16 protein-coding genes and 1 pseudogene are annotated in these 18,252 nt (G+C 35.1%); 11 read left to right on the top strand and 6 right to left on the bottom strand.

Features of this window, described 5'->3' with window-relative positions; genetic code table 11:
• Window positions 1–32: 32 nt before the first annotated feature.
• The gene (locus MHI02_RS08320; RefSeq protein WP_047183614.1) at window positions 33–941 is read right to left on the bottom strand and encodes a LysR family transcriptional regulator; all 909 of its coding nucleotides are present in this window, start codon (window positions 939–941) and stop codon (window positions 33–35) included.
• 151 nt (window positions 942–1,092) lie between these two features.
• Between MHI02_RS08320 and gdhA the strand changes: the two genes are divergently transcribed.
• The 6 genes from gdhA (at window position 1,093) to hmpA (ending at window position 7,600) form a co-directional block, all read left to right on the top strand.
• Window positions 1,093–2,457: an NADP-specific glutamate dehydrogenase gene (gdhA, locus tag MHI02_RS08325; RefSeq protein WP_445668987.1), complete on the top strand. Its 1,365-nt coding sequence runs from the start codon at window positions 1,093–1,095 to the stop codon at window positions 2,455–2,457.
• 105 nt (window positions 2,458–2,562) lie between these two features.
• Window positions 2,563–3,090, top strand: coding sequence for a DUF1648 domain-containing protein (locus MHI02_RS08330; protein WP_047183615.1), 528 nt, complete (start codon window positions 2,563–2,565; stop codon window positions 3,088–3,090).
• Window positions 3,091–3,162: 72 nt separating this feature from the next.
• Window positions 3,163–3,552 carry an RDD family protein gene (locus MHI02_RS08335; protein ID WP_047183616.1) on the top strand — a complete coding sequence of 130 codons (390 nt, stop codon included), beginning with the start codon at window positions 3,163–3,165 and terminating at the stop codon, window positions 3,550–3,552.
• A gap of 193 nt (window positions 3,553–3,745) precedes the next feature.
• Window positions 3,746–4,348: a DedA family protein gene (locus MHI02_RS08340; protein WP_047183622.1), complete on the top strand. Its 603-nt coding sequence runs from the start codon at window positions 3,746–3,748 to the stop codon at window positions 4,346–4,348.
• 371 nt (window positions 4,349–4,719) lie between these two features.
• A complete protein-coding gene (gene mqo, locus MHI02_RS08345) occupies window positions 4,720–6,222 on the top strand; it encodes a malate dehydrogenase (quinone) (RefSeq protein WP_047183617.1) in 1,503 nt (500 codons plus the stop codon).
• 160 nt (window positions 6,223–6,382) lie between these two features.
• Window positions 6,383–7,600: an NO-inducible flavohemoprotein gene (gene hmpA / locus MHI02_RS08350; protein ID WP_341165845.1), complete on the top strand. Its 1,218-nt coding sequence runs from the start codon at window positions 6,383–6,385 to the stop codon at window positions 7,598–7,600.
• Between the two features lie 58 nt (window positions 7,601–7,658).
• On the opposite strand, the gene MHI02_RS08355 is transcribed toward hmpA, so the two are convergent.
• Entirely contained in the window at window positions 7,659–8,114 is a 456-nt protein-coding gene (locus MHI02_RS08355) for a hypothetical protein (RefSeq protein ID WP_047184021.1), read from the bottom strand.
• Between the two features lie 150 nt (window positions 8,115–8,264).
• Here MHI02_RS08355 and MHI02_RS08360 point away from each other — a divergent pair, with 150 nt between their 5' ends.
• Complete coding sequence (locus tag MHI02_RS08360) at window positions 8,265–8,396, top strand: hypothetical protein (protein ID WP_255449126.1); 132 nt, start codon at window positions 8,265–8,267, stop codon at window positions 8,394–8,396.
• A 60-nt stretch (window positions 8,397–8,456) separates the two neighbouring features.
• On the opposite strand, the gene MHI02_RS08365 is transcribed toward MHI02_RS08360, so the two are convergent.
• Window positions 8,457–8,726, bottom strand: coding sequence for a DUF1292 domain-containing protein (locus MHI02_RS08365; protein ID WP_047184022.1), 270 nt, complete (start codon window positions 8,724–8,726; stop codon window positions 8,457–8,459).
• A gap of 132 nt (window positions 8,727–8,858) precedes the next feature.
• Window positions 8,859–9,395, bottom strand: a complete 537-nt coding sequence (locus MHI02_RS08370) for an HD domain-containing protein (protein ID WP_047184030.1) — start codon at window positions 9,393–9,395, stop codon at window positions 8,859–8,861.
• Between the two features lie 467 nt (window positions 9,396–9,862).
• Here MHI02_RS08370 and MHI02_RS08375 point away from each other — a divergent pair, with 467 nt between their 5' ends.
• The gene (locus tag MHI02_RS08375; RefSeq protein ID WP_047184023.1) at window positions 9,863–12,229 is read left to right on the top strand and encodes a polyprenyl synthetase family protein; all 2,367 of its coding nucleotides are present in this window, start codon (window positions 9,863–9,865) and stop codon (window positions 12,227–12,229) included.
• A 45-nt stretch (window positions 12,230–12,274) separates the two neighbouring features.
• On the opposite strand, the gene MHI02_RS08380 is transcribed toward MHI02_RS08375, so the two are convergent.
• Window positions 12,275–12,922: a YjbE family putative metal transport protein gene (locus MHI02_RS08380; RefSeq protein ID WP_047184024.1), complete on the bottom strand. Its 648-nt coding sequence runs from the start codon at window positions 12,920–12,922 to the stop codon at window positions 12,275–12,277.
• Between the two features lie 184 nt (window positions 12,923–13,106).
• Here MHI02_RS08380 and MHI02_RS08385 point away from each other — a divergent pair, with 184 nt between their 5' ends.
• Window positions 13,107–13,796, top strand: coding sequence for an NUDIX hydrolase (locus MHI02_RS08385; RefSeq protein WP_047184025.1), 690 nt, complete (start codon window positions 13,107–13,109; stop codon window positions 13,794–13,796).
• On the opposite strand, the gene MHI02_RS08390 is transcribed toward MHI02_RS08385, so the two are convergent.
• Entirely contained in the window at window positions 13,764–14,558 is a 795-nt protein-coding gene (locus tag MHI02_RS08390; protein WP_341165846.1) for an MBL fold metallo-hydrolase, read from the bottom strand. The two genes, MHI02_RS08385 and MHI02_RS08390, sit on opposite strands and share 33 nt — an antisense overlap.
• A gap of 187 nt (window positions 14,559–14,745) precedes the next feature.
• Here MHI02_RS08390 and MHI02_RS08395 point away from each other — a divergent pair.
• Both MHI02_RS08395 and MHI02_RS08400 read left to right on the top strand, forming a co-directional pair.
• Window positions 14,746–17,944: pseudogene (locus tag MHI02_RS08395) on the top strand (DEAD/DEAH box helicase).
• A gap of 49 nt (window positions 17,945–17,993) precedes the next feature.
• Window positions 17,994–18,134 (top strand): YpzI family protein, encoded by a 141-nt coding sequence (locus tag MHI02_RS08400; RefSeq protein WP_068677526.1) that lies wholly within the window; start codon window positions 17,994–17,996, stop codon window positions 18,132–18,134.
• Window positions 18,135–18,252: the final 118 nt, after the last annotated feature.

Below are 18,252 nucleotides of genomic sequence, written 5' to 3' on the forward strand. Positions count from 1 at the left end.
TAGGACACCTATTCTTTTTTCTAAAAAAGTAATTAATTTTTAAAATCGTTTAATCGTTCAAATGTTTCTAATAGGAATTGGTAAAATACTTCCTCAGTAGGTGACAATTTTCGTTCGTTTGAGAAAATGACCCCAACGGTTCTAGTTAAATTTGCATCAGAAATGGGTATCATGACAGTAGGACGTGGTGTATTATCGATTAAAGTCATTTCTGGTATTAATGCAACGCCGAGGCTTGCGGAAACTAATCCTTTTAATGCATGTATGTCTTCTCCTTCAAATGCAATCTTCGGAGAAAATCCTGCATTATTACAAGCTTGTATCACTTGATCACGAAATACAAATGATTCAGATAAAACAACGAAAGAGTCATCCTTCAATTCTCGCAACATGATGGAGTCCCGCTCTGCCAAAGGATGATGACTTGGTAATAATGCAACAATTTTTTCCACGAAAAGAGCGGTTCCTTTAATTTTTCCGCCTCTATTTTTGGGCATCGGTGCAACCATCGCTAAATTGTAATCCCCTTTTTGAACGCCTTTAACGAGATCTTTATGGGCAGCACTAATCATTTGAAATTTCACTTCAGGATAACGCATACGAAAGGAATGAATGATGGTTGGGATTGTATGGGCGGCCATACTCATAGGAAAGGCAATTCTAACAGTTCCTTTGTCAGGGCTTAAATATTCCTTGACTTCTCTTTTTGCTTCGTCCATCATGTTCATTACTAAATGCATCCTGTCATAGAAAATTTTACCAATTGTCGTTAATTTTACATTCCTACCTTCTCGAATGAAAAGTTCTATACCAAGTTCTTCTTCTAAATTAAAAATCTGTCTGCTAACAGAGGATTGTGCAACATGTAAGGCATTAGCAGCCTCTGTAACATGTTCGCGTTTGGCAACTTCAAGGAAATATTGGATTTGTCTAAACTCCATTTTTTCATCACTCCGTCTATTCATGCGTTATATGCATTAATTTAATCGAAAATTTATATTGTATCTATTAATGGTCATATTATAAAATATAACTATGTTAAAAACTTAACTTATATTTAGGGGCTGATTGCAAGTGAAAGTACTAGAAGATATGAAAGAACCACAAACCCAGAACGTTAAAAAATATGTTGAACATGTTTTTGAAATGGTTAAACAGCGTAACCCTCATGAGGAAGAATTTCATCAAGCAGTTAAAGAAGTCCTTGAATCTTTAATTCCTGTGCTTGTGAAAAATCCGACATATATGAAACAATCTATCCTTGAACGTATTGTGGAACCTGAACGTTTAATTTCCTTTAGAGTACCATGGGTAGACGATAAGGGCAATGTACAAGTTAATCGTGGTTTCCGTGTTCAATTTAATAGTGCGATTGGTCCTTATAAAGGTGGATTACGGTTCCATTCATCTGTAAATGCAAGTATTATCAAATTCTTAGGATTCGAACAAATATTTAAAAATGCTTTAACAGGGCAACCAATTGGCGGCGGAAAAGGTGGATCAGATTTTGATCCTAAAGGAAAATCTGACATGGAAATCATGCGTTTCTGTCAAAGTTTTATGACGGAATTAAGTAAGCATATAGGTCCTGATACAGATGTTCCGGCTGGAGATATCGGTGTTGGTGCTAGAGAAATTGGATATATGTTTGGTCAATATAAAAAATTAAAAGGCGCATATGAAGCCGGAATTTTAACAGGTAAAGGTGTCGGTTACGGCGGAAGTTTAGGTCGTAAAGAAGCAACAGGATATGGTGCCGTTTATTTTGTAGAAGAGATGTTAAAGGATCAAGGATTAAGCTTTAATGGAAGTACCGTTGTGGTATCTGGGTCTGGTAATGTTTCTATCTATGCCATTGAAAAAGCAATGGAGTTAGGTGCAAAAGTTGTTGCATGTAGTGATTCAAGTGGGTATATTTATGATCCAAATGGAATTAATCTTGATACAGTAAAACGCTTGAAAGAAGTAGAAAACAAACGAATTTTTGAATATGTTAAAGAGCACCCAGAAGCTACGTTCCAAGTGGGATGTGCGGGTATTTGGACCATTCCTTGCGATATTGCGTTACCTTGTGCAACTCAAAATGAAATTGACAAAGAAGCCGCGGAACTATTAATCGCAAATGGTGTAAAAGCGGTAGGTGAGGGTGCAAACATGCCATCTACGTTAGATGCCATTGACGCATTCTTAGAAAACAATGTATTATTTGCTCCTGCAAAAGCAGCAAATGCTGGTGGAGTTGCAGTATCTGCTTTAGAGATGGCACAAAACAGTTCACGAATCTCTTGGACAAAAGAAGAAGTAGATGAAAAATTACAAGATATTATGAAAAACATCTACAGCCAAAGTATGGAGGCATCTAAAGAATACGGTACATCTGGTAACCTAGTAGTCGGTGCAAATATAGTTGGTTTCGTTAAAGTTGCAGATGCAATGATTTCTCAAGGCGTCATTTAATTTAAAACGGAAAAGCACATTTATGATAGCAGGTTGTATGGAACGAAAAACGTCCATACAACCTGTTTTTTGGTATATAATGGAATCTAGAGGAGGGGATCGTTCATGTGGGGGAAGGTTAAAAATTTTTATTCACCATGGATTGATGTTTGTTCTTTCTTAATTCTCATTATTACGGTATTTTATTCCATTTACTATTATACACAGCTTCCTGATGAGATTCCTACGCATTTTAATTTAGCTGGTGAACCGGATGCGTGGAATGGGAAAGGAACCCTCATTGGTTTCCTGGTTCTATATGTTTTTTTATTGTTTCAATGTTTTGGTTTAAACTATTTTTTATTTATTAAACAAGAAGATCCAAAAGAAGCACTGCATTTTATCAATCTTCCTTTTGTGAAAAAGGAAAAATTAACGGAAACACAATTAGATAGAGTAGTTAAATATTCTTCAAGAATGTTAGCTGTAATGAATTTGTGTATCAGTATATTATTTGCGTTCATACTCTATGGGATGATTCAGACAGCCATTGGCAATCGAAATGGGCTCGGATCGATAATTATAATTGTAGTCGTGTTGTTAGTTGGTGTTTCGATCTATTATATTTGGAAGATGTACCGAGAAGTTAAATAATATTTAATAGTTTTGAAACATATTATACAATATTACGTAAGGATGAATGTTAGATTAATAAGGGGGAAAATTATGAAACCAATCACGAAAAAACGTATGAAAGCTTTTTTAATTGATCTGGCCATTTCCAGTACAGTAACTGCGGGAGTGGAGTATGTTTTACGTAAAAAGATTAAAAACGAAGCGTTTCATGCTTTAGTGACACCCACAGTAGTATTATGGTCGCTTGAATACGCACAACTTCGTAAAAATGGACAAACATATGGGTATAAGAAGATGGGATTGGAACTTGAGAATAAAGATGGTTCCGAGCTAAATTGCAATCAAATTATGAAACGTATGGCTTACAGAGACTTTTGGAGTACGATTGATTATTTAAAAGGTCCAAAAGCATTTGAGGAAGAAGAGGGAAAAATTCTACCACATGATCGTTACGTTGGAACTATTGTAAAAGAAAAATAATTCGAATGAGTCAGCTTCCTAATATGGGGGACTGACTCTTTTTTCTTAATAAAAACTTAACATTAACCTTGAGCAAATTATGATAAGATAAGTTATTCCTTCCGTTTTATAGTGATAAAGTGAATTTATTCGAAATAAAATGATAGAAGAATCGTAATAGAATACACATAGAGAGACGTAGGTGCAAAATGAAATGGAAAATTGGATAACGGAAATTATGAATGAATTTGGTTATATGGGAGTAATGTTTCTAATTGCTTTAGAAAATATCTTTCCTCCGATACCATCAGAAGTAATATTAACATTTGGTGGTTTTATGACAACTACTACGAACCTAACTATATTCAAGGTTGTTCTATCCGCAACTGCTGGCTCCGTCGTAGGGGCTATCGTTTTATATATGATCGGTTTACAATTAGATGTAGAAAGGCTAGAAAAGATAGTTGATAGATGGGGGCATATACTCCGTCTTAAAAAAAGTGACATTCATAAAGCTGATGCATGGTTTGATAAGTATGGCCCATGGGCAGTGTTTCTATGCCGATTCATTCCGCTAATACGAAGCTTAATTTCAATCCCGGCCGGAATGTCAAATATGAATGTTGGTATATTTCTTATCTTTACAACGATAGGTACGTTTATTTGGAATATTGTATTAGTTAATTTAGGTGCATCTCTTGGGAACTCATGGGATGTAATCGTGTATTATATGGATATTTATTCTAATATAATTTACGCAATTCTATTATTACTTTTTATTATTTTTGTGTTTGTCTTTGTGAAAAAAAGAAGATAATAGAAACGTAGTGGGAGATAAATAGTCTTTCACTACGTTTTTTATTTAACAAAGTACCGTAATTATTCATATATAATAGTACGTATTCAAAAAGGAGGATGAAAAGGAACGTGTTGGCTAACTCGCGGCGTCCTGAGACTCCAATTACTCGTCCCACCGTAATGATCTGCTACGACGCTACCCCTAGCACAAGGGCATTTCATTTTCATCGGACTTTTTGAAAAAACTCTAATAGTAGAAATTTAAAATCTATAAATAATTATATAAGTTATGATATGATAGTACTGTAGAAGATTAGGTGTTTACGAGTTTAATGAAAAATTCCGCTATACATCTAAAATTGAAAAAATTAGGGGAAAAGGTTGATAAGTATGGGCAACAGAGATAATAAAACTGACGTCATTTTAATTGGCGCAGGAATTATGAGTGCGACTTTGGGGACATTTTTGAAAGAATTAGTTCCGGAATGGGACATTACAGTGTTCGAAAGTCTATCTAAACCTGGGGAAGAGAGTTCAAATGAATGGAATAATGCAGGGACAGGGCATGCCGCTTTATGCGAACTCAACTACACAGTAGAAAAACCAGATGGTTCTTTAGATATTAGTAAAGCGATTAAAATTAACGAGCAATTTCAAGTTTCGATGCAATTTTGGTCTTATCTAGTGAAGAACAACCTAATTCGTAATCCACAAGAATTTATTATGCCATTGCCTCACATGAGTATGGTGCAAGGGGAAGAAAATGTAACTTTTTTAAAGAAACGTTATGAAGCGATGTCAAAAAATCCTTTATTTGAAGGAATGGAATTCTCTGATAATCCAGAAAAACTTAGTGAATGGATTCCTCTCATTATGAAGGAACGTCAGACTAATGAACCAATTGCTGCAACTAAAGTTGAATATGGAACGGATGTTAACTTTGGAGCATTAACACGTTTACTCTTTGAACATCTAAGTGCTCAAAATGTGAATATTCAATATAGACATCGTGTTAACAACATGAAACGTACTAGTGACGGGTTATGGGAACTTAAAGTAAAAAATCTTGATAGCGGTAACGTAGAGCACCATAAAGCAAAATTTATCTTTATCGGTGGAGGTGGAGGAAGCTTACCTCTTCTACAAAAAACACGAATACCTGAAAGTAAACATATTGGTGGATTTCCTGTAAGTGGACTATTTATGGTATGTAATAATCCCGAAGTGGTTGAAAAACATCATGCGAAAGTTTATGGAAAGGCAAAAGTTGGTGCGCCACCAATGTCAGTTCCGCATCTTGATACAAGATTTATCGATAATAAAAAATCATTATTATTTGGCCCTTTTGCGGGGTTCTCACCGAAGTTCTTAAAAACAGGATCCATGTTCGATTTAATATTATCTGTTAAACCTAATAATGTGTTAACGATGTTATCTGCAGGTGTTAAAGAGATGGCATTAACCAAATATTTAATTCAACAAGTCTTGTTATCTAAGGAAAAACGAATGGAAGAATTACGTGAATTTATTCCTACTGCTAAATCAGAAGATTGGGATTTAGTTGTTGCAGGTCAACGTGTTCAAGTTATTAAAGACACGGAAGCAGGCGGCAAGGGAACATTACAATTTGGAACTGAAGTTATTACTTCTTCGGATGGTTCTGTTGCGGCATTATTAGGTGCATCACCTGGAGCTTCAACAGCTGTTCACGTCATGCTTGAAGTCTTAAGTAGATGCTTTCCTGAACATATGAATGAGTGGGAAGTGAAAATTAAAAAAATGATTCCTTCATTTGGAATGTCTTTAATGGACTATCCAGAACTTTTACAAGAAATTCGCCAATCCTCCGAGAAAGCGCTTGGATTAGATAAAAAAGAATTAGTATTGAGTTAATTTTTCATAAGTTAAAGAATCTTTAATCAAGAATTAAAGGTTCTTTTTTTTACCCTTTTTAGCATCGGCTCCAAATATATCCAGCATAAATAACTCATAATACCCAAAAATAAGTTTATCATCATCTCTAAAATTTAAACGTAAAGGGGAAATTAAAAACATGCTGGATCAAAAGACGATTGAAATAGTAAAATCGACTGCACCGGTTCTAAAGGAACACAGTACAGAAATCGGTAAAAGATTTTATAAATTATTATTTACAAAAGTTCCCGACTTATATAACCTTTTTAACCAGACAAACCAAAAAAGGGGTATTCAACAGGAAGCTTTAGCTTACTCTGTTTATGCAGCCGGTGAGCATATAGATAATTTAGATGCCATAAAACCAGTTATTACAAGAGTGACGGAAAAACATCGTGCCATAGGAATTAAACCTGAGCAATATCCAGTTGTAGGAGAAACCTTACTTGAAGCGGTGAAAGATGTACTTGGAGAAACAGCAACAGAAGAAATTTTAATTGCTTGGGGTAAAGCGTATAATTATATTGCCGATGCTTTTATAAGTATTGAAAAAGAGCTTTATGAAAAAGCTGAAAGTGCTCCTGGTGGTTGGGAAGGTTACCGGGAATTTGTAGTAGATAAGAAAGTGGATGAAAGTGATATTATTACTTCATTCTACTTAAAACCAAAAGATGGCAAACCAATTGCTGATTATCAGGCAGGTCAATATCTAACGACAAAAGCGGAAATAGAGGGAGAAAAATACACCCATATCCGCCATTACAGTTTATCTGATGCTCCTGGGAAAGATTATTATCGAATAAGTGTCAAACGAGAAGATTCAGTCAACGGTCAACCTGAAGGGATTGTTTCTAATTATTTACACAATAACATCCAAGTTGGGGACATTTTACAGTTTTCCGTACCTGCAGGAGACTTTATTATAAGCCCGTCTAATAAGCCCATGGTTTTATTAAGTGGAGGAATTGGGGTTACTCCGCTTCTTAGTATGTTAAATACTACGGTAGAAAAAGAGCCAAATCGTGATATTACGTTTATTCATGCTACTCAAAACAGTAAAGTTCATGCCTTCAGAGAACATTTGTCGAAGTTAGCTAAAAATAATCATCGTGTCCATTCTTACGTTGTTTATGATTCACCAACGGAAGAGGATAAACAAGAAAAACGTTATGATAAGGAAGGTCACGTTGATTTGGACTGGCTTAAAAAGGTCTTACCATCTAATGATGTTGATTTTTATCTTTGTGGACCATTACCATTTTTACAAGCAATGGTTCGATTACTAAATCAATGGGGTGTACCTAAGGATCAAATTCATTTTGAGGTATTTAATCCTGTAGCAATATTAGGAGATTAATTTAAATACTCACGCGTTTTCAGAAGAAAAAACGTGTGAGTATTTTTACGTTTTTTTATTATTTAACTTCAAGGACTTTCTTCATTGCTCTTATCAAACCAAGTGTTTCAGCCTCTCGTTGGGCAAGCATGATTAATAGGTCACCATGTGTTTCAATATATCCGTGTGGGGATTTGAATTTAACGTTAGATTTCCAAAATAAATCATCGTACTTATTGATTCTTTCTTGTTGCTGTATTAAATCTTCTATTAATTGTGATAAGCTAGGCGGTTCTATTTCCCAATCCTTTACCTGAACATCCGAGCTAAATAATTCTGCATATTCTTTTGGTATTTTTTGAGATTTCTTTTGACTTACGAATAATAATTTTTCATCCATATATAAGATATTGCCGATATGCCAGCGAATGGTTTTGTCGAAGTACTCGGAAGTTTTATCTATGATGTCTTCATCTAAATCTTGTATAAAAGTAAGTAGAGAAGTTCTAGCTAAATTAAACTGTTTTAATGACATTTTTCTTTCCTCCTAATCCATCTTTCCTTAGTATAGTGGAATCAAAAAGTAAATGAAAGAAATTTGCAAAACGAGTAAAATGGGTGCACATATTTTTGTCTGAAACATATATTGGTTATTGTGTGAGAATTCAATGGAAGGAAGAGAGAAATGAATAAAGAAGAAAAAGTAATCCTAGGGAAGAACGAGATTAATAATGGGGGATATCAGGTTATTGAAGTAAATATGTCTGATACGAATGAAAATCTTTATGCGGTATGTACTCCGGTAAAACTTTCATAGCCAATCCCAAATAAAACCATCTCTTATGTAGGTATACATACAGGAGATGGTTTTTTAATGTTATTCTTCATCATCTAAAAGAGCATCAAAGGCTTCGGATACTTTTTCAAATTCTTCGTCTGACTCAATGGCTGCTATATCCCCATCTTCGTCAATCTTAAGGAAGAAAATATCGATGTCTTCTTCCGTTTCTTCTTGTACATCATCTAAAAAACTAACTGCAACATAGTTAGTTCCTTCAATGGTCACTTTCGCTAAAACTTCGACAGAATTTTCTTCTTCTGATTCGTCCACAATTGTAAAGATTTCTCCAACCGTAACTTCTTCCATCATACAACCTCCTCTTTCTAAGTCTAGTTTACCATTAAAAAAGGAAAAACATACCATAAAAGAGAAGTTATATATAAACATTCACAATTATGTAAACACCATGTTTCATCAAGTGAAACGTGGTCATATACTTTAACTTGTTTGTTCGAAACGAAGAGATGCTATATATTTATTGATTTTTTTATCTAGAATTTGAATTCGACGGAGCGCAGTGTCGTGATCAATTTGGCGGTAATGGTGATTGCCACCAGGTTCTTCATCTGCTTCATCGGCCAGTGCGACCACTTTTTGTAGAGGGGTAAGTTGTAATTCCCCTTCTGGCAAATACGAGTCTGTGTGAAGGAGTACCGCCAGGGCAATGGCTTTCGCATTTTGAAGGTCTTCTCCACAACGTACGAGAAGTTTATGAGCACGAGCAGCACCTTTTATGGCATGAATATCATTTTCCTTATACAATTGATAATCCCACTCACCGTCTTGATACCATTCGTAATGACCGATATCGTGAAGTAAGCCAGCTTTCGTAGCGAGATCTGGGTTTACACCGGATTCACGAGCAATTTCAAAGGCTTTTTCAGCAACAGAAACTGCATGTGCCATTCCAGAACGACCAACATATTTTTGAACAATAGGGTGGATATAAAGCGTTTCTAACGTCACATTTCGTATCATGATACTCCCCCTTTTCATCTAATAATTTACGTTTCTCAGAAATGTATATTGTTAAATACATTACCACGATTTTCGGCGAATTTCAATGGCTATTGGTGGATTTGTAAAAATAATGGATTGATTTTTTGTAATTAATGAATCACGGCCAAAGTCTCGTTCATTTTACAGGCAAATGTCCGTGGCAGCGGATATCACGGCCAAAGTCTCATTCATTTTTCAAGCAAATGTCCATGAGAGCGGTTATTATGGACTAAGTTAAACTTGGACGGTCACTCATCGTATTATGATGGTGAACATAAATCGAAAAAAATTCAAAAAGGTTCGTTGGGGAATCCAACATTTTTTATCCTACAAAAAACTAACATTATACGATTAGCATAACTCTAGCTTGTTATTAATTGGTATTGTTTGAAGTATAGTAAAATATATTTAAATAACTATTCAAAGAAGTAGGGATCAAAATGATGACATCGGAATTATTGATTGACACAGATGCATGTTATCGACAGATGGAAGAGAAGGCTCATGCATATTTCGAAACGCTTTCTGAACAGCTTAGAGAAAAGACATATATAAATCAATTAACGAACGATATCCATTTATGGAAAAAGAATCATGTCCATTCATTTCCGTCCCTTTTTTTCAATAGAAAAAGAGAACGTTATTCAAGGGATTACCATCGATATATAAAATATCTGCATCATACTGGTAAGCTAGAAAATTATCTTTACCGGAGTATTTCCTATATTTATATGCGTGATTTGGGTAAAGCACTTGATTCTACAAAAACACAAAATCGTATACAAAAATCTGTTAATCAACTGAAAAACCATCTAGTAAACTCCCTTACAGAAACGAAAATGGAATCATATAACCTTGCTGGGTTATTTCGCTGGTCACAAAATGAAGGGGTAGAATCCAGTTTTATTTGGTTGACGGATAAATTAAAGACAGTACGAGATCAAATTCCAGAAGGCTTAAATTCAGATGAGGCCCAACGAAAGCTAATCAAAATAATTGTTGGTGTCGTTATGCATGTTTTAGAAGAAATGGATGATGAAATTTCACCTAAGGACAAATCGGTAAGACTGGATGAGGCTATAAGACTCGGCTATTCTTATGGCCTTACTTACCCTTTTATCGATGACCTTCTAGATTCCAATATTTTGTCTCCAAATGAAAAAATCCGTTATACCAATTTAATCCGTTCCGCTTTAACTACTGGTGTTGTACCGGATTTGGATGATTGGAGTGGGGAGAATAAGGAATTCATTCAGTTTGTCCATGCAGAACTTCGAGATGCATTCGAATATATAAAGTCCCATCAACGACTTGAAACAACCGAAGTTTTTTATAAAGATTCCTACGTTTTTTTTCAATCACAGGAAGTGGATCGTAATAAATCTATGGAAAATCAAAAACTTACAAATGAGGAGATTTACATTCCAGTTATTTTAAAATCTGCGGCTTCCCGTCTTATTGTACGTTCGATTATTAGTGCCCCAGAGGATGAAGGGTTTGAAAGCCGGACCTTTTATTATGGATTATATAATCAATTAGCCGATGACTTTGCCGATATGTTTGAAGATGAAAAGACGGGATCCGTTACCCCATATACGTATTATTTGAAATATTATCGTACGCGTGGAGATCTTATAAATCCATTTGAATTGTATTGGACAGTCATTTCCTTTTTAATCCACGAGGTTTACCAGTCTGATCCAAAAACATGCGAAGTGATTTTAAATCGTGCCATTAATGGGTTAAAACGGTTTAAGAGAAAATGGGGGACTCAAAAATACGAAGAAATAATGGGCATCCTTACTTCTGAAATTCAGTCTTTTAATGGTCTTATACAAAAAATGGTTAAAAAAGCCGATGATGTTGATTTCTTTGATAAACTTTTACGCGATCATATGATTAATCATTTTCGGAAAGAGCGGAAAGAGCGAGAAGATTTTATCGAAATGACGCGAAGCATTCGTGAAAAAATCAATAATTGCTTACAACTAAAATCTCATAAACAAGTATTTTTATCGAATGATCATATTCTGGACGCGGTAAATTACAGTTTAGGCGATGGTGGTAAAAGGTTAAGACCTATTATAACTTGGATGATGGCGGTTCATTGCTACCATATGGATGAAGCGGATATTTTTCCATTGTTACGGTCATTGGAGTATTTGCACACGGCATCTTTAATTTTTGATGATTTACCTTCCCAAGATAATGCCTCTCTTAGGCGAGGGAAGCAGACGTTGCATGAAGTATATAATGTTGCTACCGCAGAATTATCCGGGCTTTTTTTGACTCAAAAGGCTGTAGAAGAACAGACAACGTTACAACGTTTTAATTCGGAAAAAGTGCTCGAAATGATTCATTATTCGTCTGGTGTTATAACAGATATGTGTAGGGGTCAGGCAATGGATTTAGAGGAAAAAGATAAAATATCGTTAGAACAATTAAATAAGATGTGTTTTTATAAAACGGGTATAGGATTTGAGGCCTCACTCATCATGCCAGCTATACTTGCTGGGGTAGACGAAGAAGAAAAGAAAGCATTGAAAAAATTTGCTTATCATACTGGCATTGCTTTTCAAGTTAAAGATGACTTATTAGACCATCAAGGAAATACCATATCACTTGGTAAACCAACGAACCTTGATGTAAAAAATAATAAATCAACATTTGTTACCGTTCTTGGTAAGGAAGAAGCAAAAAGAGCTATGTGGGAACATTATTGTTTAGGATTAGATGCTTTACAAGAAATTCCTGGAAATAAAGCTTTTTTAAAGCATTTCTTAAGTTATGTGGTGAATAGGGATAATTAAAGGACTAAGAAATCCACCCCTTTAGAACAGAGGAGTGGATTTTGTTTAGACTTGTTTTCGCTTGATTGCCCCTATGATGATCACGATGACCGTAAGACCAATTAAAAAGAAAAGGGAAAGGACGTTATTGGTTTGAAAGATGGCCCGTACCATTTCTTCTTTTATAATCATTTCTCCGCCAGTCCAAGCGAGTAGGGCAGCTCCAATGAATACTACAATGGGGAACTTTTGAATAAGCTTTAAAATAAGTTCGCTCGCTGTTAGTATGATAGGAATGCTTAGAATAATTCCAGCAATAATTAGTAGTAAATTACTGTCAGCAATTGCAGCAATAGCTAGTACATTATCTAAACTCATGATAACATCTACAAAAATGATAATCGAGATGGCCTCCTGCAAGGAATTTCCGCTTTTTATTTGATCGGTTTCATGTGAATCTACCATTAGTTTATAGGCAATAAAAAGTAAAAGTATTCCACCAATCAATTGAATAAATGGCATCTCCAATAAGTGTATCATTAAGAAAACAAATAATGTCCTTAAAGAAATGGCACCTAATGTACCCCATTGAATGGCTCTCCCTTGAAGTTCTTTGGGAAGATTTCGACTAGCCATCGCAATGACGAGGGCATTATCTCCGCTTAGAAGGATATTAATAAACAGAATTTCTAAGATTGGTTGAATAAATTCCATGTTTTGCCCCCCTTGATTTCAAGCTTAACAAGACGAAGCTTGTCCATTGGTCTATAATTAAAAATTATGAGTAGATTAATTTGAAAAGAACTTTTTTTGATTGATATCTTGAAAAAAACTAAAAAGGGATTTCACATAATATGTGGAATGTATTAACTAGGTATATCTTTTAAGGAGGACGTTTATGGTTGCAATACCAAAACCAGCATCTACGGTAGTTTTAATGGATAATGAATCGAGGATCTATTTAACGAAAAGACCGAAGACGATGAAGTTTATGGGCGGATTTTATGTGTTTCCTGGTGGTGGAATGGACGATGCGGATCAACTTGTAAATGAGAAATATGTGAAGAGTGAATCTAAAAATGATTCTCTTACTATGGGTCATTACATAGCCGCTGCTAGAGAGCTGTTTGAAGAAGTCGGGATTTTGTTAGGGAATAAAGAAGATGGATCCCCTGTAATTTTACCAAAGAAAAAGGAACTAATTTATCGAAATCAATTAGTAAACAGAGAAATAACATTTGGTGAGATTTTAGAGAGGGAAGAAATATTTTTTCATTTAAAATGTTTATCGTATATTGGTCAATTGGTTACCCCTAGTCAAAGTCATATCCGCTTTGATACTCGCTTCTTCTTAGTGATGCTTCCTCAAGGACAACAGCCTCATCCGGACCGTTCCGAAATAGATGATGCATTTTGGATTGCCCCTGAAGAAGCACTTGACTTATTTGAAAATAAAAAATTAAAACTATCCGCACCAACCATTCTAACGCTTGAAGCCGTAATAAAATACCTAAATGGTGAGAAACTTCATATATCTGCTTCCGAAATTGATTTATTAAAAATGAGGAGAAACATAACTGGATTTTGATTCATCATATTGAATCAAATCCTCTTTTAAAAGTTTATCCAGATGTGCTTCTATCGTTTTCTGTGCAACTGGGAAAACACTAGGATGAATACGATCTTGATAAATTATCTCTGTCAATTCTTTTGAAGTGATTTGTTGATGTTTTTCCAATAAAGTTAATAATTGTTGTTCACGGTGTAACCTACGCTGGATGACAAAATCAATATGTTCATGTGGTTGGTGTACCCATTTACCATGACCTGGACCAATTTTTTCTATTTTTAAATTCCTTAATCGCTGAAGGGTTTGCAAATAATCTTTCATATCTCCATCGGGTGCTCCAATCCATGTGGTTCCTTCTGCAACAATATTATCTCCAGCAATAAGAATTTGTTCTGATGGTATATAAAGACTCACATGCCCTAACGTGTGACCTGGTGTATGCATCACGATGATTTCTTCCCATGGAGAAATGGCGGATAATACTTGTTCCTCTTCTTTTTCATGACAAAGTATAGTTGGCATCCAATGAATTAACATGCGTACTCCCGGTGCATGGTCTTGGTGAGCATGAGTTAGAACAATTCGTTTTGGTCTCGCAAGTCCATGTTTATTGATTTCCCATTCTAATAATTTTCTCGTATCCTCTGTATCGTAACCCGCATCCACTAAAATAGATTCTTCTTCATTTCCAATGAGATAGGAGTTCGTTGTAGTATGCGGCAATAAAGTCGGGGTTGGAATCGGAATGCGGATTACTTTGATATTGCTTTTTCTTTTCACTAGATCCGTCCTTTCAACAAATTCAATACATCTTTCTATTTCAGTATAATATGATGTGTGTGGAATTTTAAGACTTTTTTTTAAAGTGTAGCTTTAAGCTTGATAAGATGAATCGTATTTCTAATACTAGCAGTAATTTTTCGTTCATGATACATTGGTATAAAAACCTTCAGAAAGGAGCAACCACATGCAACTAAAATTACAATCAAGGAAAATCAAAGAGCGATGTGGTACAGTGTCCTTTAGAAAAGGGGAGGCGTTTTTTCGGAACCGAAAAGTATTGATCGACGAAGAATCGAAAAACGAGGTTAAAGCTACAGTAGAGGGTGTAGAGGATTTTCACGTTATTGTTCGTAAAGAAAATGGACAAATCCATGCGACTTGTAGCTGCCCTACCTTATCTTCTTTCCAGAAAGATTGTCAACACATTGCGGCAGTGTTGATTGCTTTGCAATATAATGAAAACCATAAAGAATCGCAAAAGAATGAAATACAGTCAGACATTTCAGATGAAATAATAAAAATATTTCAAGATAATCCAAAAATGAAGAGTGGTACTCAGAACTATTTTGAAAATAGAATTGAAATCTTCCCGACGTTTTTTTGTAAAGCTGTTCGAGGAGATCTTAATTATGACATGTTCGCAATGGAGATTTCCATTGAATCTACAAAAATTAAAGATATTCGTGAATTTCTGGACAAAATGAAAAGAGGGGAGTCCTATTTCGTTTCACAACAATTTACTTACAATCCGACAAAATATTGTTTTGATAAAGATTCGGACATGATTTTGCAACATCTCATTCGGGTGATGGATGACGAAAAAATATATCGGCGTGCATTACCGAGTAATAACGAGAGTAATCTTCCCAAACACCAAATTTTCATTCCAGTCTCCTTATGGGATACCCTTGTCCCACTATTGGACAGTTTGAATCATGTCACATTGGAATACAATCAGCAACATTTTCTTGGGTTACATCAATCTGATGAATTGCCTCCACTCGTATTTGAATTTGGTGATGAAGTAAATGGATTTTCCTTAAAAAATTAGTGGGTTACAGAAAGTGAAACTCATGACAAAATATAATACGGTTTTATATCAAGGAAGGGTTATTCGAATAAATTCCATAGATATGGAACGGTTGGCAGAGCTTGAGAGAATGCTAGAGTACTCTAATACGGATAAAATCCTCATTGGCCCTAACAAAATCTCATACTATATGGAAAAGTTGGTTCCTGTTTTAAGGAAATTAGGTGAAGTTCACTTATCTGGGTCCATTACAGACCACATTGAAAAGAATCCACTAAAAGCAAAATTGTATTTAGATCGTTTAAAAAACCGATTATTGGTGGGGTTAGAATTTCATTATAATCATGTTGTCATTAATCCATTAGAGAAACATGAGAAGCAAATTGGTACGGTCATTATAAGGGACACGGAGAAAGAACAAGAAATACTTCAGCTCCTGGAAGAGGAAGGCCGATTAAATCAAACAGAGAGCGGATATTATCTTCATAATGAAGAATTAGAATATCAATTTTTGTACCATGTATTACCGAAATTACAAAAACTAACCCAAGTTTATGCAACTACAGCAGTAAGAAATCGAATTTTTCGTAAAAACTGGAAGCCAAAAATTAAAGTTAAACATCGTAAAGAAAGGACGAATTGGCTTCATTTTACTTTTGATATGGATGGAATTCCACAGAGTGAAATAAAAGATGTATTAGAAGCATTGGAAGACAAACGAAAATACTACCGATTAAAAGACGGTACCTTGTTTTCTTTAGAAACGAAGGAAATGGAGGAAATCCAACGCTTTTTACGGCAAGCTCCGATTCAAGATGATGATCAATTAGAAAAAGGACTTGACGTTCCAATCGTTCAAGGTTTGCGACTTTTAGATACGGTAGAAAGTGATGATACCTTTTCCTACGAAGACTCGTTTCGTGATTTTTTACAGAGAATTAGTAATCCGGATCTAAATGAATATAACGTGCCAGAGAATCTCGCGGGAACATTGAGAAATTATCAGAAACAAGGATTTAAGTGGATGAAAACGATGGCGAATTTCGGTTTTGGTGGTATTTTGGCTGATGATATGGGACTTGGAAAAACGGTACAAAGCATTGCATACATTTTATCGGAACTCCCGGACATTCGAAAAAGGAAGTTTCCTGTACTAATTGTTTGTCCATCCTCTGTTACGTATAACTGGCTTTCTGAAATAATGAAGTTTTCCCTCGAACTAGAAGCAATTGTCGTTGATGGAAAGAAATCAGATCGAATGGAAATTTTTCATAAAAGAGATCAAGTAGATGTCCTCATAACGAGTTATCCATTATTGCGTAGTGATATCCGAATGTATGAGAAGGAAAAGTTCCATACCATCTTTTTTGATGAAGCACAAATGTTTAAAAATCCCCTAACACAAACCGCTCGTTCTGTAAAAAAACTAGAAGCTGACCATCGTTTTGCATTAACAGGAACCCCAATGGAGAATGCACTTGAGGAACTGTGGGCGATTTTTCATGTTGTTTTTCCGGATTTGTTTTTAGGGTTAAAGGATTATAGTAAATTAACAACAAAACAGATAGCAAGAAGGATTCGACCATTTATGTTACGAAGGGTAAAAGAAGATGTGTTAGACGAATTACCTGAGAAAAAGGAATCTGTACAGTTTTGTGAGTTATACCCGGAACAAAAATCATTATATGCAGCATATTTAGCAAAATTACGACATGATACATTTAAGCATTTAGATAAAGATACGATTCGAAAAAATAGGATTAAAATTCTTGCTGGAATTACTAGATTACGGCAAATTTGCTGTCATCCAGGATTATTTGTTCATAGATATGAGGGGAATTCTGCTAAATTTGATCTGCTTATGGAAATTGTAGCAGATGCAAAACAATCTGGAAGAAGGGTTTTAATTTTTTCTCAATATACAAAGATGTTAGAGCTTATTGGTAAAGAGTTCGTTACTCAAGAAATTCCTTATTTTTACTTAGATGGTCACACTCCCTCAAGCGAAAGAGTAGACTTATGTAATCATTTTAACAAGGGGGAGCGAGACTTTTTTCTAATTTCGTTAAAAGCGGGTGGAACGGGATTAAATTTAACAGGTGCGGATACGGTTATTTTTTATGATAGTTGGTGGAATCCTGCTGTAGAGGAACAAGCTGCTGACCGAGCACATCGTATGGGTCAACAGCATACGGTTCAAGTCTTGAAAATAATAGCCAAAGGAACCATTGAAGAAAAGATGAACGACCTACAGGAAAGAAAGCGTCATTTGATCGAAGAAGTAATTGATCCAGAAGATCGTATGTTGCAAACTTTAACCGATGAAGATATTCGTGACTTACTGAAAATATGAATAAATTATCCTTGAAAAACTCATGTTAACATGAGGAGGTGTTGTTCATATGGGTAGAGATCGTCAAGAAAAAAAGCTAAAGCAAAGCGGTAGAGTAGAATCGGACCGTGATGTGGGACTTCGTTATAAAGGTGCAACAAAAATGTCTAGTCCTGAAGAAGCAAGAAGATTAAATGATGGGCATAAGTAAAAAGGGTAAGTCTCTCATGAACACATGGGAGACTTTTTTCTATTCATAATTTTAGTTTCACTGAATACATATGGAAAAGGAGTTCATACGTTTAAATTATATCGTTATAGTGAGGGAT

This window comes from Oceanobacillus sp. FSL K6-0118 (assembly GCF_038006665.1).
Lineage (GTDB): Bacteria > Bacillota > Bacilli > Bacillales > Amphibacillaceae > Oceanobacillus > Oceanobacillus caeni.

Coding starts and splice junctions, on each gene's coding strand:
- gdhA (WP_445668987.1), top strand. CDS start 1,093: ATGAAAGAACCACAAACCCAGAACGTTAAAAAATATGTTGAACATGTT.
- MHI02_RS08365 (WP_047184022.1), bottom strand. CDS start 8,726: ATGGAAGAAGTTACGGTTGGAGAAATCTTTACAATTGTGGACGAATCA.
- mqo (WP_047183617.1), top strand. CDS start 4,720: ATGGGCAACAGAGATAATAAAACTGACGTCATTTTAATTGGCGCAGGA.
- MHI02_RS08335 (WP_047183616.1), top strand. CDS start 3,163: ATGAAACCAATCACGAAAAAACGTATGAAAGCTTTTTTAATTGATCTG.
- MHI02_RS08400 (WP_068677526.1), top strand. CDS start 17,994: ATGGGTAGAGATCGTCAAGAAAAAAAGCTAAAGCAAAGCGGTAGAGTA.
- MHI02_RS08385 (WP_047184025.1), top strand. CDS start 13,107: ATGGTTGCAATACCAAAACCAGCATCTACGGTAGTTTTAATGGATAAT.
- MHI02_RS08320 (WP_047183614.1), bottom strand. CDS start 941: ATGGAGTTTAGACAAATCCAATATTTCCTTGAAGTTGCCAAACGCGAA.
- MHI02_RS08330 (WP_047183615.1), top strand. CDS start 2,563: ATGTGGGGGAAGGTTAAAAATTTTTATTCACCATGGATTGATGTTTGT.
- MHI02_RS08375 (WP_047184023.1), top strand. CDS start 9,863: ATGACATCGGAATTATTGATTGACACAGATGCATGTTATCGACAGATG.
- MHI02_RS08360 (WP_255449126.1), top strand. CDS start 8,265: ATGAATAAAGAAGAAAAAGTAATCCTAGGGAAGAACGAGATTAATAAT.
- MHI02_RS08340 (WP_047183622.1), top strand. CDS start 3,746: ATGGAAAATTGGATAACGGAAATTATGAATGAATTTGGTTATATGGGA.
- hmpA (WP_341165845.1), top strand. CDS start 6,383: ATGCTGGATCAAAAGACGATTGAAATAGTAAAATCGACTGCACCGGTT.
- MHI02_RS08380 (WP_047184024.1), bottom strand. CDS start 12,922: ATGGAATTTATTCAACCAATCTTAGAAATTCTGTTTATTAATATCCTT.
- MHI02_RS08355 (WP_047184021.1), bottom strand. CDS start 8,114: ATGTCATTAAAACAGTTTAATTTAGCTAGAACTTCTCTACTTACTTTT.